This is a genomic window from Bradyrhizobium sp. B124, from assembly GCF_038967635.1.
Taxonomy (GTDB): domain Bacteria; phylum Pseudomonadota; class Alphaproteobacteria; order Rhizobiales; family Xanthobacteraceae; genus Bradyrhizobium.
Genome location: NZ_CP152413.1, coordinates 2,808,256 through 2,823,065, shown reverse-complemented (window position 1 = coordinate 2,823,065; position 14,810 = coordinate 2,808,256). Strand labels below are relative to the sequence as shown.

At 63.6% G+C, this 14,810-nt stretch carries 18 protein-coding genes; 12 read left to right on the top strand and 6 right to left on the bottom strand.

The features are described from left to right. Genes narI through AAFG13_RS13710 form a run of 5 tightly spaced genes read left to right on the top strand, consistent with a single transcriptional unit; the run spans position 1 to position 3,016 of the window. Positions 1–729: a respiratory nitrate reductase subunit gamma gene (gene narI / locus AAFG13_RS13730; protein WP_342713335.1), complete on the top strand. Its 729-nt coding sequence runs from the start codon at positions 1–3 to the stop codon at positions 727–729. Positions 730–733: 4 nt separating this feature from the next. After that, positions 734–1,558, top strand: a complete 825-nt coding sequence (locus tag AAFG13_RS13725) for a peptidylprolyl isomerase (protein WP_342712331.1) — start codon at positions 734–736, stop codon at positions 1,556–1,558. Between the two features lie 9 nt (positions 1,559–1,567). Continuing rightward, on the top strand, positions 1,568–1,906 hold the full coding sequence (locus tag AAFG13_RS13720; RefSeq protein ID WP_212310417.1) for a hypothetical protein: 339 nt from the start codon (positions 1,568–1,570) through the stop codon (positions 1,904–1,906). Beyond that, the gene (mog, locus tag AAFG13_RS13715; protein ID WP_212310416.1) at positions 1,903–2,472 is read left to right on the top strand and encodes a molybdopterin adenylyltransferase; all 570 of its coding nucleotides are present in this window, start codon (positions 1,903–1,905) and stop codon (positions 2,470–2,472) included. Before AAFG13_RS13720 ends, mog begins: the two co-directional genes overlap by 4 nt. Continuing rightward, positions 2,441–3,016, top strand: a complete 576-nt coding sequence (locus AAFG13_RS13710; protein ID WP_342712330.1) for a DUF2478 domain-containing protein — start codon at positions 2,441–2,443, stop codon at positions 3,014–3,016. The genes mog and AAFG13_RS13710 overlap by 32 nt, the downstream gene beginning before the upstream one ends. A 52-nt stretch (positions 3,017–3,068) precedes the next feature. Here AAFG13_RS13710 and AAFG13_RS13705 read toward each other — a convergent pair whose 3' ends face one another. After that, positions 3,069–3,224, bottom strand: coding sequence for a hypothetical protein (locus tag AAFG13_RS13705; protein WP_212310414.1), 156 nt, complete (start codon positions 3,222–3,224; stop codon positions 3,069–3,071). Positions 3,225–3,361: 137 nt separating this feature from the next. Here AAFG13_RS13705 and AAFG13_RS13700 point away from each other — a divergent pair, with 137 nt between their 5' ends. From AAFG13_RS13700 to AAFG13_RS13675, 6 genes are all read left to right on the top strand, one after another. Continuing rightward, positions 3,362–3,937 (top strand): cytochrome c oxidase subunit 3 family protein, encoded by a 576-nt coding sequence (locus AAFG13_RS13700; protein WP_342712329.1) that lies wholly within the window; start codon positions 3,362–3,364, stop codon positions 3,935–3,937. A 1-nt stretch (position 3,938) separates the two neighbouring features. Further along, positions 3,939–4,202 (top strand): hypothetical protein, encoded by a 264-nt coding sequence (locus tag AAFG13_RS13695; protein WP_342712328.1) that lies wholly within the window; start codon positions 3,939–3,941, stop codon positions 4,200–4,202. A 105-nt stretch (positions 4,203–4,307) separates the two neighbouring features. Further along, entirely contained in the window at positions 4,308–4,760 is a 453-nt protein-coding gene (locus tag AAFG13_RS13690; protein WP_212310411.1) for a cytochrome c, read from the top strand. A gap of 37 nt (positions 4,761–4,797) precedes the next feature. Further along, complete coding sequence (locus AAFG13_RS13685; protein ID WP_212310410.1) at positions 4,798–6,144, top strand: cbb3-type cytochrome c oxidase subunit I; 1,347 nt, start codon at positions 4,798–4,800, stop codon at positions 6,142–6,144. A gap of 62 nt (positions 6,145–6,206) precedes the next feature. After that, entirely contained in the window at positions 6,207–7,019 is an 813-nt protein-coding gene (locus AAFG13_RS13680; RefSeq protein ID WP_342712327.1) for a CbbQ/NirQ/NorQ/GpvN family protein, read from the top strand. Between the two features lie 4 nt (positions 7,020–7,023). Then, positions 7,024–8,940 carry a VWA domain-containing protein gene (locus AAFG13_RS13675; protein ID WP_342712326.1) on the top strand — a complete coding sequence of 639 codons (1,917 nt, stop codon included), beginning with the start codon at positions 7,024–7,026 and terminating at the stop codon, positions 8,938–8,940. Between the two features lie 635 nt (positions 8,941–9,575). Here AAFG13_RS13675 and hemN read toward each other — a convergent pair. From hemN to nirK, 4 genes are all read right to left on the bottom strand, one after another. Further along, positions 9,576–10,928: an oxygen-independent coproporphyrinogen III oxidase gene (gene hemN, locus AAFG13_RS13670; protein ID WP_212310407.1), complete on the bottom strand. Its 1,353-nt coding sequence runs from the start codon at positions 10,926–10,928 to the stop codon at positions 9,576–9,578. A 118-nt stretch (positions 10,929–11,046) separates the two neighbouring features. Continuing rightward, complete coding sequence (ccmE, locus tag AAFG13_RS13665) at positions 11,047–11,487, bottom strand: cytochrome c maturation protein CcmE (RefSeq protein ID WP_342712325.1); 441 nt, start codon at positions 11,485–11,487, stop codon at positions 11,047–11,049. Positions 11,488–11,596: 109 nt separating this feature from the next. Then, positions 11,597–12,460, bottom strand: coding sequence for an SUMF1/EgtB/PvdO family nonheme iron enzyme (locus AAFG13_RS13660; protein WP_212310405.1), 864 nt, complete (start codon positions 12,458–12,460; stop codon positions 11,597–11,599). Between the two features lie 58 nt (positions 12,461–12,518). Next, positions 12,519–13,646, bottom strand: coding sequence for a copper-containing nitrite reductase (gene nirK, locus AAFG13_RS13655; RefSeq protein WP_342712324.1), 1,128 nt, complete (start codon positions 13,644–13,646; stop codon positions 12,519–12,521). 202 nt (positions 13,647–13,848) lie between these two features. Between nirK and AAFG13_RS13650 the strand changes: the two genes are divergently transcribed. Next, positions 13,849–14,025, top strand: coding sequence for a DUF1858 domain-containing protein (locus tag AAFG13_RS13650; protein WP_342713334.1), 177 nt, complete (start codon positions 13,849–13,851; stop codon positions 14,023–14,025). Here the strand turns inward: AAFG13_RS13650 and AAFG13_RS13645 are convergent. Next, on the bottom strand, positions 14,022–14,744 hold the full coding sequence (locus AAFG13_RS13645; RefSeq protein ID WP_212310403.1) for a Crp/Fnr family transcriptional regulator: 723 nt from the start codon (positions 14,742–14,744) through the stop codon (positions 14,022–14,024). The two genes, AAFG13_RS13650 and AAFG13_RS13645, sit on opposite strands and share 4 nt — an antisense overlap. Positions 14,745–14,810 lie beyond the last annotated feature (66 nt).

Genomic DNA, 14,810 nt, shown 5'->3' with positions numbered 1-14,810 from the left:
ATCATGCAGACGCTCAATGCCATCGTCTTCGGCTGGTATCCGTACCTCTGCCTCACCGTCTTTCTGTTCGGCAGCCTAGTCCGCTTCGACCGCGAGCAATATACCTGGCGCAGTGGATCCAGCCAGTTGCTGCGGCGACGGCAGCTCGTCTGGGGCTCGAACCTATTCCACGTCGGAATTCTCTTCATCTTCTTCGGCCATCTCGTGGGACTGCTGACCCCGATCTGGGTATTCGACATGCTCGGCGTCTCGCATGGCTTCAAGCAGATGCTGGCGATCGTCGCGGGCGGCGCCGCCGGATTGATGTGCCTAGTCGGGATTTCGCTGTTGACGCACCGGAGGCTGTTCGATCCGCGCATTCGCGCCAACTCCTCCTTCGGCGACACCGCAATCCTCCTGATCCTGTTCGCCCAGCTGCTTCTCGGCCTTGCGACCATTCCCGTATCGCTCGGGCATCTCGATGGGCATGAGATGGTGAAGTTCATGGGATGGGCTCAGGGCATCCTGACGCTGCAGCCGGGCATCGCCGCCAACATTCTGGACGTGCACCCGCTCTTCAAGGCGCACCTCGTATTGGGCATGACGATCTTCCTCATCTTTCCCTTTACGCGATTGGTCCATATCTGGAGCGCGCCGGTCTGGTATCTTGGCCGCCGCGGCTATCAGGTCGTGCGCCGCCGCGACGCCGCCTCGCGCGCCGCCGACCGTCCTCTGCAACCTGCGGAGTAGAGCCATGGATTGCTCGCTCGCCGACAGCCTCCCCAAGCCGAAGACCGTCAGCGTCAATGGCACCGTCATTCCGCGCGAGGCAATCGCGCGCGAGGTGCAGAACCATCCGGCGGAAAAGCCGATCCTGGCCTGGCAGGCAGCAGCACGGGCTTTGGTCGTGCGGGAATTGTTGCTGCAGGAGTCACGGCGCCTCGAAGTTTCCGCGGAGCCGCTGCGGGACGCCGAAGGTCGGAGCGAAACCCCCGAAGAGGCGGCAATGCGCGCACTGATCGAACGGGAGGTCGTCACGCCCGAGCCGGACGATGCCTCATGCCTGCGCTTCTATGAACAGAACCAGCGTCGTTTCAGGACCGGTGATCTCTACGAGGCCGCTCATATCCTGATCGCGGCTCCGCCGAATGATGCTGCTGCCCGAAGTAGCGCCCGCGAGACTGCGGAGAAGATACTGTTGTCCGTGCGAGAAGACCCCGCCCTGTTTGATCAATTGGCGCGCAGCCGTTCCGATTGCCGGACCTCCGCCGAGAACGGAGGCCGCCTCGGCCAGGTGACGCGTGGCCAGACGATCGAGGAATTCGAGGTGGCGCTGGCTCGCATGCACGAGGGCGAGCTCGCCATCGTCGAAACCCGCTATGGCTTCCACATCGTTCGGCTCGATCGGCACGCGCCGGGGCAGATCCTGCCGTTTGAGCTCGCTCGCGACCGCATCGCCGACTACCTCGCAACAAGTGTGCAGCACCGTTCACTCGCCCAATATGTCGCCGTGCTGGCCGGCCGTGCAGAGATCACCGGAATTGCAATCGCGGGCGCCAGCTCGCCGCTTCTGCAATAGAGAAACACCATGCAGCTCGGGCAAATCATCAGGAATTTCAGCGAAGAGGCTGCCGCGGCCGATGCGCTGCTCAGCTGTGGTGATCTCACTCTGGTGGCGCGCATCGGTTCCACGGCTGATCGCTTTGACGAGACGGTCGGAGAATACGCCGCAGGCGCGGTGCGGCGTTTTGCCAACCTAGCATCGAGCGAGGACTGGCTTGCGTTGATGAATACGGTCGAACGCGCCGATGATCCGGGCTTCCGCTGCCTGACGCACATGCTGCACTGGTCGCTGAAGCGGGACGAAGCCCAGAGCGTCGAACCGCACGTGGGATGCTCATGTGGAGGCAGCGGGGGATGCACATGATCGACCAACGTGAAATCGGTGGCACGGGCTTCTCCCGCAGCCTTGCGCGGATTGGCATTCTCGTGGTGTCCGACCGCGCCAGCCGGGGCGAATACAAGGACCAGGGTGAGGAGGCAATCAACAGCTTCCTGGCCAAAACCATCCGATCCAACTGGATCACGATCGTCAAGATCATCCCGGATGGTGTTGAAAGCGTTGCCGGCGCACTCATCGAAATGTCGGATCGGGAGACCTGCGACCTGATATTGACGACCGGCGGGACAGGGCCGGCGCCGCGCGATTTGACACCGGAGGCCACACGCAGCGTGATCACGCGCGAGCTTGCCGGCTTCGGCGAACTGATGCGCCGGGTCAGCCTGGAGCAGGTTCCGACCGCGATCCTCTCGCGGCAGACCGCTGGGACACGAGGCCAGTGTCTGATTGTCAATCTGCCCGGGCGGCCATCGTCGATCGACATCTGTCTCGGCGCCGTCTTCCCGGCCATTCCCTATTGCCTTGATCTGATAGGCGCACGTCCCATTGAGGTGAATCAAGATGTCTGTCGCGCTTTCCGCCCGGACGCCTGAAGTCGTCCCGCCGCGCACGCCATCGCTGGCGGCGATCGTTTATCCGCAGAACATATACCCTGCGACGGCCTTTGAGGCGCTGGTCGCAGCGTGTCGTCGCAACAGATTGTCGCTTGCCGGCGTCTTGCAGCACTTGGTTGACGCGGCGTCGGAGCGACGATGCGATGTCCTCCTGGAGGATTTAAGCACCGGTCATCGCACGTCGATCTATGAGGATCGCGGTGCCGGCGCGTCGGGCTGCCGGCTCGACGAGTCGGCGCTTGCAGAGGTCGCTGCGCGGATCGAAAGTGGCCTGGCCGATGCACCGGATGTGCTGGTGCTCAACAAATTCGGCAAGGCCGAATGCGGTGGTGGCGGACTGCTCGACCTCATTGCCAAGGCGATGGAGTACAATATCACCGTCGTGATCGGCGTTCCCCAGAACAATTTGCCCGCGTGGCGCGGTTTTGCCGGTGATTTCGGAACGGAGCTGTCTGCCGACATCGGCGAGATCGAAAGATGGGTGGAGGGCCTGCGCGAGCTTGCGGTCCCACGTATTGGATAGGATGTCGTCGACGTCGAAGCTGCGAGCGTTCATGGCGGAGGCCCCGTTCGAGTCATTGGGTCGTGAACAGAACGGTGGCGATCCCGGCCGACAGAAGGATCGCCGAGACCGTCGCGACGGTCGAAAGCACGCCCATTGCCCGCAGCATGCCGGCGAAAGCGATGATAACGGGCGTTGCCGTGAGAAGGCCTAGCTGCGCTTCGCTCATGAAACTCCAGATCCCGCAGACGATAGGTGACGGTCCGAACCTAGTCCGGCGGCCAGCGTCCGTCTTTGTCGGGGGACAAAGATCGGACGCTGGATCCCGGTTACGGGTTGATGAACGCAAACTGTTGAAGGATGTCGATGTCGGCGCGGGATTTCGAACCGCGGGAAGGCGAATGGGAAGTCTTCGCCGAGTTGCCGGGCGACCCGATGATGTGGGTGCTGATTTTCAGCGAACTCGCGGTCTTCGGTCTCCTCCTCGGAGCCTTTTCGGTCGCGCGAGCGGTGGACCCCTCGGGCTTTGCTGACGGGCAGAAGCTGCTCGATCCGGGCCTCGCCGGCTTGAACACGCTGGTGTTGGTGACGAGCGGCTGGGCGGCCGCACGCGGCGTCTTGGCCGCGCGCGAAGGGAGGCGGGCCGATTGCCGGCGCTGGCTGTCGCTGGGGATCGCTCTAGGCGCGGCGTTTGTCGCCATCAAGCTATCCGAGTATTGCGGCGAGGTCGCTTCCGGTGCCGGTCTGGAGACCAGCACGTTCTTCACGCTGTACTTCCTCCTGACTGGATTCCACCTGCTGCATGTCGTGCTCGGGATGACAATCTTGGCCGTAGTTCTGCGGGGCGCAGACCCTCATGCGGTCGAGACCGGGACTTCGTTCTGGCACATGGTCGACCTCGTATGGGTCCTGATCTTTCCGATCGTCTATCTGGTGCGCTGACATGTCCCGACATCCTCTCGAGACGACGTTGTTCGTCCTGATCGGCCTGGCGGTCGCGACGCTGCTTACCTCATGGCATCTGATGGCGGGGCCATCAGCGACCGGGGTCGTGCTGGGGCTCGCGGCGCTGAAGGGCCGCCGAATCCTCTTGGATTTCCTCGGACTGCGGGCGGTGTCGCCGGTCTGGCGGAGCCTGGCGACCGTCTGGGTCGTCGGCATCGCCTCGTTCGCCTGGGCCGCTTCCGTAGTCAGGCTGTTCGTCTAGCTGACGACCGCTCCCCTGTTTGCTGCGGCACAAAGAACCGTCCGACGGACTGCGTAGGTTATCGCGACGCTCGCAATAACCGCAACCGCACCGAAAGGACAGGTGATGGCTGAACGCCTCACGAAAACGGCTGCGCGGAACGTCTTCTACGGCGGCTCCGCGTTCTTCTTCGCGATCTTTGTCGCGCTCACCGCCCACAGTCACTACTACATGGTGACTAAATCGACCGACACCGTAACGCTGACGGATTCCGTCGCACGCGGCAAACACGTCTGGGAAAAGAATTCCTGCATCAATTGTCATACGCTGCTGGGCGAGGGCGCTTATTTCGCCCCCGAGGTCGGCAACGTCTGGGACCGCTGGGGCGGCAGGGAAGATCCCGCTTCCGCCAAGGAGATGGTGAAGGCCTGGATGCAGGCACAGCCGAGCGGCGCGCCCGGCCGTCGGCAGATGCCGCAGTTCAACCTGACGGACCAGGAACTCAACGACCTCGCCGATTTCCTGCAGTGGACCGACAGCATCAAGCGTCAGAACTGGCCGCCGAACAAGGCGGGCTGATCACAGCATTCCGACAGCTTTCAAAGAGGAATCCTTCATGAAATACCAGACCCAGAAGGTCGCGATGCTGTACTTCTACGGCGCGCTGACACTGTTCTTGGCACAGGTCGCGTTCGGCCTGGTTGCCGGGACCATCTACGTTCTTCCGAACACCTTGTCCGTCCTGCTTCCCTTCAACATCGTCAGGATGATCCACACCAATGCACTGATCGTGTGGTCGCTGATCGGCTTCATGGGAGCGACCTACTATCTCCTTCCGGAGGAAACGGAAAACGAACTGTTCAGCCCACTTCTCGCCAAGATCCAGTTCTGGATGTTCTTCGGCGCCGCGGGCGTCGCGGTCGTGGGCTATCTCTTCCACTATCATGAGGGCCGCGAATTCCTCGAGCAGCCGTTCCCGATCAAGGTCGGGATCGTCGTTGTCTGCCTGATGTTCCTGTTCAACGTCACGATGACGGCGCTCAAGGGACGAAAGACGACGGTCACTAATATTTTGCTGTTCGGCCTGTGGGGCGTTGCAATCTTCTTTCTGTTCGCCTTCTACAACCCGGCCAACCTCGCGGTCGACAAGATGTATTGGTGGTACGTCGTCCATCTCTGGGTCGAAGGCGTCTGGGAGCTGATCATGGCGTCCGTGCTGGCCTTCCTGATGATCAAGCTCAACGGCATCGATCGCGAGGTCGTCGAGAAGTGGCTGTATGTCATCATCGGTCTCGCGCTGTTCTCCGGCATCCTCGGCACCGGACATCACTTCTACTGGATCGGCGCTCCCGGCTACTGGCAGTGGATCGGCTCGCTGTTCTCCACGCTCGAGGTTGCGCCGTTCTTCACGATGGTGATCTTCACGGTGCAGATGACCTGGAAGGCCGGCCGGAAACACCCGAACCGCGCGGCACTGCTGTGGTCGGTCGGTTGCTCGGTGATGGCGTTCCTCGGTGCCGGCGTCTGGGGCTTCCTGCACACGCTGTCGTCGGTGAACTACTACACCCACGGCACCCAAGTGACCGCGGCGCACGGGCATCTCGCTTTCTTCGGCGCCTACGTCATGCTGAATCTGGCGGTGATGGCCTACGCGATCCCGCAATTGAAGGAGCGCGCTCCGTACAACCAGTGGCTCAGCATGGCCAGTTTCTGGATCATGACCACGGCCATGATGGTGATGACGTTCGCGCTGACCTTCGCAGGGATCATCCAGGTCCATCTGCAGAGGGTGCTCGGCCAGAGTTACATGGAAGTGCAGGACCAGCTTGCGATGTTCTACTGGGTGCGCCTCGGTTCCGGCGTATTCGTGGTCATCTCCGCCGCGATGTTCGTGTGGGCGGTGCTCGTGCCCGGCCGCGCGAGGCAACCCGCGATCTCGTCCGCGCTTCAGCCGGCCGAATAGCGCGAACAGGGGCGGCCGCACGTGCTGCCGCCCCTTCCATCGAATCCCCTCGGAGAGCTATCATGAAATCATCGGTTCACGCGATCGCCCGCTCCTCGCCAGCTATTCCAGCTTATACGCCGAGCGGCAACGAATGCGCTCTGTTCGAGCACGCTTGGCGTCGTCGGCTGCCCGTTCTGCTCAAGGGTCCGACCGGCTGCGGCAAGACGCGGTTCGTCGCCCATATGGCGGCCCGCCTTGACCTGCCGCTGCACACCGTCGCGTGCCATGACGATCTCACTGCGGCGGATCTTACCGGGCGCTACCTGCTCAAGGGAGGTGACACGGTCTGGACGGACGGGCCTCTGACCCGCGCCGTCCGCGAGGGCGGCATCTGCTATCTCGACGAGGTGGTGGAAGCGCGCAAGGACGTCACCGTCGTGCTGCATCCCCTGACCGACGACCGACGCATCCTGCCTTTGGAGCGCACCGGGGAGGAACTCCGCGCGCCTCCAGGTTTCATGCTGATCGTATCGTACAACCCCGGTTATCAGAGCCTCCTGAAGGCGCTCAAACCCTCGACCCGGCAGCGTTTCATCGCCCTCGAATTCGACTTCCTGCCCGCGGAGCAGGAGATCGCGGTGGTCTCCGCCGAGAGCGAGCTTCCGCCGGATCGCGTGCGCCCGCTGGTGCAGCTTGCAGGGCGACTGCGCGCGTTGAAGGGCCACGACCTGGAGGAAGGTGTCTCGACCCGCCTCATCGTCTACTGCGCCACGCTCATCGCCGCCGGTGTTTCGGTGGGCGACGCCGTTCGCGCCGGCATGATCGAGCCTCTGACGGACGATGCCGACGTCAAGGCGGCGCTGGTTGAAGTCGCACGTGCCGTGATCGGGTGATCGCATGCTCGACTTCCTCGAACTCGAGGAGACCGTCGGGCGAGCCTGGCACCGGCTGGTCGGCTCGACCGCATCCTATCCGGTTCATCCCGAGCATGCGGTGGCGCTCGCCGACGTTCGAAGCCAGATCGCGGTGATGTTCCGCGCCCTCGGCGGCGAGAAGGGCGTACAGATCGCTGGTTGTAAGGCGCGCAAGTCGGGTCATCGGCTCGGATGGCGGCAGCGTATCGGGCTCGGCGACGAAACCCTCGATCATCCCGGCCGCGACGGCGCCACCATATTCCTGCCCGAGAGCATCGCCGTTTTCGCCGATCGCGAGCTTAACGCCAAGCTGTACCGCTGGCTGGCGGCTTGGTTCGCCGTTCAGCCGGTCGCCCCGATCGAAGCGGTCGATCCGTTGCAGCGGGATCTCTTGACGCTGCGTCGGGTATGCGAGACGTCCGCCCTTGTCACTGCCCGGTTCCCAGGACTCGCCGAGACCTACCGACGGCTCGCCGGCGCGATGGTGATCGCCCGTCCGCAGCGCCCATTGCCGCGTGTTGAGCGGGATGTGGAGGCCGTCGTTATGGCGCTGCTCGGCGCCGGCGAGACTCCGAAGGGTGAGCTCTGGACCGCTGTCGTCGGCGCCGGCGAGCCGCCTGAGAAGGCACCGTCCGGATATCGCCCGATGCTGCCTTGCCCGCTGTGGGGCGATTGCTGGATCCGGGAAGCGGTCGCGCCCCAAGCAGACGATGACGAGCAGCCGTCCGGCGCGGCAGAGGAAGCCGGTCCCGACACCCGCAAACGTTTCGCGGTCCGGGAGCAGGAGGACAGCAGAGCTCAACGCGATCCCTTCATCCTTAACCGCTTCGAGAAGATCCTGGCGATGGCGGAGATGGTCAACGTCGACCGCCCTTCCGACGACGGCGATGAGGATGACGCCCGCAAGGCAGCCGACGACCTCGACGAACTCGCGATCTCGCGACGCAAGGGCAAGCCCGCAAGCAAGCTGAGGTTCGACCTCGACCTGCCGCCGGAAGCCGTCGATGCCGCGCGGCTCGAGGCGGGGCGGCTCTATCCGGAATGGAATTATCGCACCGGCAGCTACATGCCGGATTACTGCCGCGTTCTGACCTCGGAGGCGAGCGAGAACGGAGAAGACTGGCAGCCGGACGACGCCATGTTGCGGCGGATCCGGCAGGTGCGCCGTCAGTTCGAAACGCTGCGGCCCCGTCATGAACTGGTGAGAGCGCAGCCCGATGGGCACGACCTCGATCTCGACGCGCTGGTCCGCGCGCGATGCGACCTCCGCGCGGGCAGCGGCTCGCTGGAGCGCGTCCATCTGGCGATGCGCCCGCAGGGTCATGACCTGGCCGCCACGCTGCTGGTCGACGTATCGCTCTCGACCGACGCCTGGGTGGACGGACATCGCGTACTGGACGTCGAGAAAGAGGCACTACTGGTGCTGGCTAACGGCCTCGCGGCGTGCGGCGACTACCACAGCATTCTGACGTTCACCTCACGCCGTCGTTCGTGGGTCCGGCTCGAGACCGTCAAGGCCTTCGGCGAACCGATGACAACGCAGGTCGAGAAGCGAATCGGGGCACTCAAGCCGGGATACTACACTCGCATCGGTGCTGCGGTCCGACATGCCGCCTTGGAGCTCGCCGCCCAGCCGCATCGCAAGAAGCTGCTGATCGTACTCACCGATGGCAAGCCCAACGATGTGGATCATTACGAAGGTCGGTTCGCCGTCGAAGACACCCGTAAGGCGATCCAGGAAGCCCGGCGGCTGGGAACGGCCGTGTTCGGCGTCACCATCGATGCCGCCGCGCAGAGCTACTTTCCGACGCTGTTCGGGCGCGGCGGCTACGCCATCGTCGGCAACATCAGGCGGCTGCCGGCGGCGCTGCCTGCGATCTATCGCCAACTGACACAGTAAGCGGCGGGAAAAAGGAAGCCCGGCAACTCGGCCGGGCTCTGAGTATCGAGACAACGCCAAAGGGAGGAATGGGTCGCTCGTCTTGAACGGTGCAATTGAAGCACGCTGCGGCTCGATCGTATTTGAGCCAGCGCAAACTAAACCTACGATCCTTGTTCACCCGGAGCGCGCTCCCAATTCGGGGTGTTTTCGTCGCGCAGATCGTCTTCGAGCGGGTCGGCGCGATCATCGACCGATGGACGCATCGGCATTGCGAAATCGGCCGCAACGAACGAAGTCTTCCAGGCAAGCCGTTGTCGGCGACGCCTGGCCCGAAGGCGAATCGCGGAACTGGAGAGCAACCTTGGTCCTCGTGTTTCGGTCATGAGAACCCGTCACCGCTTTGCTATGGTTGACGTGGCGCAAGAAGTGATGGCCGTGGTAATACGGGCGACAGGCCAGACTATGAGCATTTGCGAAGATATGCAGGTTCTGCGTCTGTTGAGGGCGTTGTTGAGGATCGGAGGCCCGGATGCGCTGGCGGATCATGGCCAACTGTCTTGAGGAAAGGACCGCCAGAACGGATCAGGGTCCGGACGAACGTCGTTAGCCGGTTCGATCAGCAGAAACGGCAGCGTCCTTGCAGATTGCGCTTCTCAGACGGCGCGGCTGTGGATCGCCGTGGACCGGGCGAGATGAGCGTCGAATGCGGAAGCCAAGCTCCGGACCAGAAATTCAGCGCCAGTGCTTACCGAGATCAGATCGTCACTCATGGTCACCGCTCCGTCCGCGACGAGGCTTTCGAGTCGCGAGCGATCCACGATGGCCGCATCCGGATCGCGGCCGTGCGACCTGGCGATCTCCGAGAGATCGACGGCCATGTCGCACATGACCCGCTCGATGATGTCGCCGCGGAAGCGGTCGTCCCCGGTGAACGCGTAGCCCTTGACGGTCGCGAGCCGCTCCTCGGCGATGCGCGCCAGGTAGTCGCGTGTCGCGACCGCGTTCTGAACGAAGCCCTGCGGCATCCGACCGATGGCGCTTGCGCCCAGGCCGACAAGCGTTTCGGCGGCATCGTTGGTGTAGCCCTGGAAGTTCCGCCGCAATCGGCCCTCCCGCTTCGCAACAGTGAGCTCGTCCGAGGGGAGCGCGAAGTGATCGAAGCCGATGCGTACGTAGCCAGCATCGACGAGCGCCTCGGCGATCGCTTCGGACTGCAGATGTCGTTCGGTGCTGTCAGGCAATGCGCTTTCGTCGATCTTGCGCTGGTGTTTCTTGAACGAGGGGACGTGCGCGTAGCCGAACACGGAGAACCGATCCGGCCGGAGCTCGATGCACCTCGCGACGGTGTCGAGGCAGGAACTCACTGTCTGAAGCGGCAGCCCGTACAGCAGATCGAAGTTGAGTTTGCCGATGCCGTTCCTTCGCAGGCCCTCGACGCACCGGGCAGTCTGGTCGAAGCTCTGTAAGCGGTTGATGGCGCGCTGGACCGCAGGGTCGAAGCTTTGCACGCCCAGGCTGGCGCGATTGACCCCGCTGAAGCCCAGAGCCTCAGTCATCGGCTCGGTCAACGTGCGCGGGTCGATCTCGACGGCGATCTCGGCTTCGGGCACCACGAAGTAGGAATAGCGCAGCGCGCCGACCAGATCGGCGAAGGTCTCGGGCGTCATGATCGTCGGCGTGCCACCGCCGAAGTGTATGTGCGAGATCGGCTGCCGATGGCCGATGCTCTCCGCAACCAGATGCGCCTCGGTGCGCAGGCCCGAGGCGTAGATGGCGATCGGATCGTCCTTCTTCGTGACCGAGGTGTGGCAGCCGCAGTACCAGCACATGGATCGGCAGAACGGCACGTGCAGGTAGATAGAGGCCGGCCGTCGTGGGGAGATCGACTTCAGCCATCCGCGATATTCGGCTTCGCCGATCGACGGATTGAAATGCGGGGCCGTTGGATAGCTGGTGTAGCGGGGGAGCCGGTCCTGACCGTACCGTCTTGCGAGATCCGAGCGCATCGTCTGCCTTTCCATTGTGCGAGGACATTGCCTGATGCGGCGTTCCCGAACGTTGCGTCAGGTCAACTTCGGAGCAGCTGGAACGGACGCCGGACAGGTCGAGGCTGTGTATCTCGCGTCAAGGCGTGTCGTTCTTCCAATGACCCTGCTTCTTCAGAGCGTCGGCCACCTCCCTGGGCATGTAGTTTTCGTCGTGCTTCGCCAGAACAATGTCGGCGCGAAACACGCCGGCCCCGTCCAGAACGCCTTCGGCCACGACGCCTTGGCCTTCCCTGAACAGATCGGGGAGGGTGCCTCTGAAGCTCACCGGGATGCTGCCTCCTCCATCAGCGATACTGAATGTGGCGGCCAGACTGTCTCCGCGCGTCAGCGAGCCCGGCTGGACCAGGCCGCCGAGGCGGAAGCGCTTGCCCGCTGCGATGTGCCTCTCCGCTGCCATCGTGGGTGTGGTGAAGAACACGATGGAGTCGCGGAGCGCGTTGAGGACAAGTCCCGCCGCGATGGCGAGCACCGCGAGCGAACTTCCGATCATCAGCATCCGTCGTTGTCTACGTTTCATGCCTTGCCGCGATCGGTTTGCGCCGTGCGCTCGGAGGATCTTGCGACAGCCCTTCTAGGGGCTGAGCCGCGGCGGGACCTTGCGCCAGCTCAAGATGGGTCCGAATTGTCTATGCCCGCCGCAGCAGCTTCACGGCTTTGCGGAAAGCGTCGGTGACGGCAGCTCCGGGACGCTCGACGATCAGACGGAAGCCCAGATTCGTCGGCGGAACCCCGGCCGCGCAACCGCCCGACTTCGGATCGCGGATGAAGTCGGTCATGTAGGCGCGATGGGCCCCTTCGACGACGCGTACTCCGCAATTGGTGTTCGTCACCTGCTCGCGGTTCCCATCCAACGAGGCGCGGATGAAGCAAGTATCCGTCCACTCCCAGATGTTGCCGGCCAGGTCGTCGAGGCCCTTGCTATTGGTCCCGAATGTGCCGCCGGGCTGCGGAGCGGTCTCGGCCGGTCTCGAACGGTTCGATTCGGTTTCGTAGCGCGCGATCCATGCCTGGGCGGGGTCGGCGGGATCGACGAGCGGCAGGGCTTCGTCGCGCGCCTTTTCGGCCGCGGCGAACGTCCATTCCTCATCGGTTGGCAGCCGATGCGTGACACCTGTCTTCAGAGAGATCCAGGCTGCGTAAGTTGAAGCGTCGTGCCAGCTGACGCCGACGATCGGAACGTCTCGCCGTCCGGACTGAGATCCGACGCGCGGACAGGCGCCTTCTTCGACGCATCGGTCATATTCCGCGACCGTGACCTGCCGCTTCATGACGAGCAGGTCCGCCGGCAAGCCGAGCCCGCGCAGCGGCCCTTCCACTGGCTTGCCGCTTCGCGAGAAGTCGCCGGCGGCGCGGTAGCTGAAGGAGGCGGGCGCCAAGCGGCTGATCCCCTCCGGATCGACCTGGGGCGGAGGCGCAAGAACGGTCGCGAGCACGGGCGCGGCCAGCGCGCCGGCGAGCATCGCGATCTTGATCTTCATCAGCATCAGCATCACGGGTCTCCTTGAGAAGAACGGCCCGCGGCGAACCGCGGGCCGCGCTCGACGCCACCTACCGGGTGACGGCCACCGGATCGGCGGCGCCGACCTTGTCGGGGGGGACGGGGCTGGGAGGGGTGACCTGCTTCATCAGGTCATCGTTCCACTTTCCTTCGACCTTGAAGTGTGCGGCGGCACCCAGTTCGACCGCCTCGATCAGGTTATGGTTCACATAGGCGTAGATTCCGGGCTCGCGGAAAGTGTAGAGGGCGGCACCGGCCGAACCGCCCCGGACGAACCAGGTCTCGAGGTCCTTCTCCGGCGGATTGTTGAATTTGCCGGTCTCCCAGACGTAGTCGCCGTGGCCCCCGATCAGGTGCGGACGGGTGTCGCGATTGGCCTGCGAGTGCACGATCAGCACGGTCTCGCCGACCTTCGCGGTCATGGCGTTCTTGCCGGTAAGCGAGCCGACGCTGCCGTTGAAAACGACATGCGTCGGAATCAGCTTGCGCATGACCTCGGTCGTGTCGGCATAGGATTCACCGACCGTCTCATAGGTCTTGTATTTGCCATTCTCGTCCTTCGGCACGTAGAGATCGTTCTCGCCGATGTAGTAGATCTTGTCGTAGTGTAGCGACCTGCCCGCGCCGTCCTTCAGACCGTCGCGCGGCAGCACCATGACGGTGCCGTGCATGCCCGACACGACGTGCCAGGGGATCATGCCTTCGGGCGCGCAGTGGTAGACGAACACGCCGGGACGCGTGGCCTTCCAGCGCAGCTTTACTTGCTCGCCCGGATTAACCTTCGTCAACGCGCCGCCGCCGAGGCCTCCCGTCGCCGAATGCAGGTCGATGTTGTGCGGCATGGAGTTGGTCTCGGGATTGACCAGCGTGAGCTCCATGTAGTCGCCTTCGTGCAGCACCATCATCGGGCCCGGCATCGAGCCGTCGTAGGTCATCGCCCAGAACTTGGTCCCTGCAGAATCGATCACGACCTCCTTCTCGCGGATCGTCAGCTTGAACTCGACGATCTTGGGGCCTGACTTGGTTGCCTGTTCGTGAGGATGCACGGCGGGCGGCGCCACCAGCGTCACCTTCTCGCGCGGAAGCTTCAGGTCGTCCGCAGTCTCCGCGACGGCCGGTGCCGTCATCATCAACGCCGCGATCGCGGCGCCCATCAAAGCAGTCCTTCGCGTGAGCATGATCGCTCTCCATCGGTTGATCTCTGCAATTCGATGGGTGGATGATGAACCATGCGGACGCGAAGCTCTTTGTGCCGGAACAACGTTCGCGATGGATCTGCGAAACAGTTCTTCGGCGGAGAATTTGCGCAGGAGCAAACAGAGCTTGAGCGCGACCGGTTATGGTGGCTGCTTGGCAAAGAATGCAATCCCAAGCACCGAGATGTCCGTCGACGACGTGGTGCACCGTTGGCCGCTCACGATCCGCGTTTTCCTGGATTTTAGGATGCGATGCGTCGGCTGTCCGATCGCATCATTTCACTCGATCGCCGAGGCGTGCGCCGAGCACTCCGTTGATGCCGAAGTCTTTCTGCCAAGGATACTGGACGCGGCTGCCTAGGGTCCGCGCCGGCGTACCTGGATGGCTTCGTCGCCTTCGGCGAGACCGTGCAGCCGATGCGCGTCGCGTAGCACGATGCGCTGCCGGCCGCCCTCGACCAGCCCCTCGCTTTCCCAGGCGCTGAGGATCCGACTGACGGTGTGCAACGTCGTTCCGGTCATCTCGGCGATGTCTTGTCGGCTGATCGGAAAGTCGATCTCGACGCCGGCATCGACCTTCTTTCCAGCCTGCTTGGCCAGGCGCAGCAGCGCATGCGCCACCCGCTGCTCCACCTGCTCATTCGAGATCTCGATCACACGTGCCTGGGTGTCCTGAAGGCGGCTGCCGACCGTCTGTAGCGCGCTCGCGGCAAGCGTCGGATACTTGACGATCAGGCGCTGCCACGACGATGACGGCCACGCCAACGCGATGCTGTCGACGGCGGCGACAGACGTCGCCGGATAGTGCGTCATGTTCATGGCCTGCGCCACGCCGAAGAGTTCGCCGGCGGAGACGTAGCGCACGACGGTCTGCTGGCCTTGCGGTGTCGTCTTCTCGACGCGAAGGTGGCCGTGCAGCAGTAGAAAGAAGCGGTCGGCTTGAGTGCCTTGGTCGAAGACCGCGCTGCCTTTGATGTAACGGACCGAACGTGCCTCGCGCAGCAATTCGTCCTGCTCGGGGGGAGACAACCCCGCGAACATGGGCAGATTAGCGACCAGCGACCGGTCGACTGCGGCCATAAGAAACCCCCTCAGATAAGGTCGGGAGACTACCCGCCTGGGAGCAAGCCTCGACATGCTCGCCTG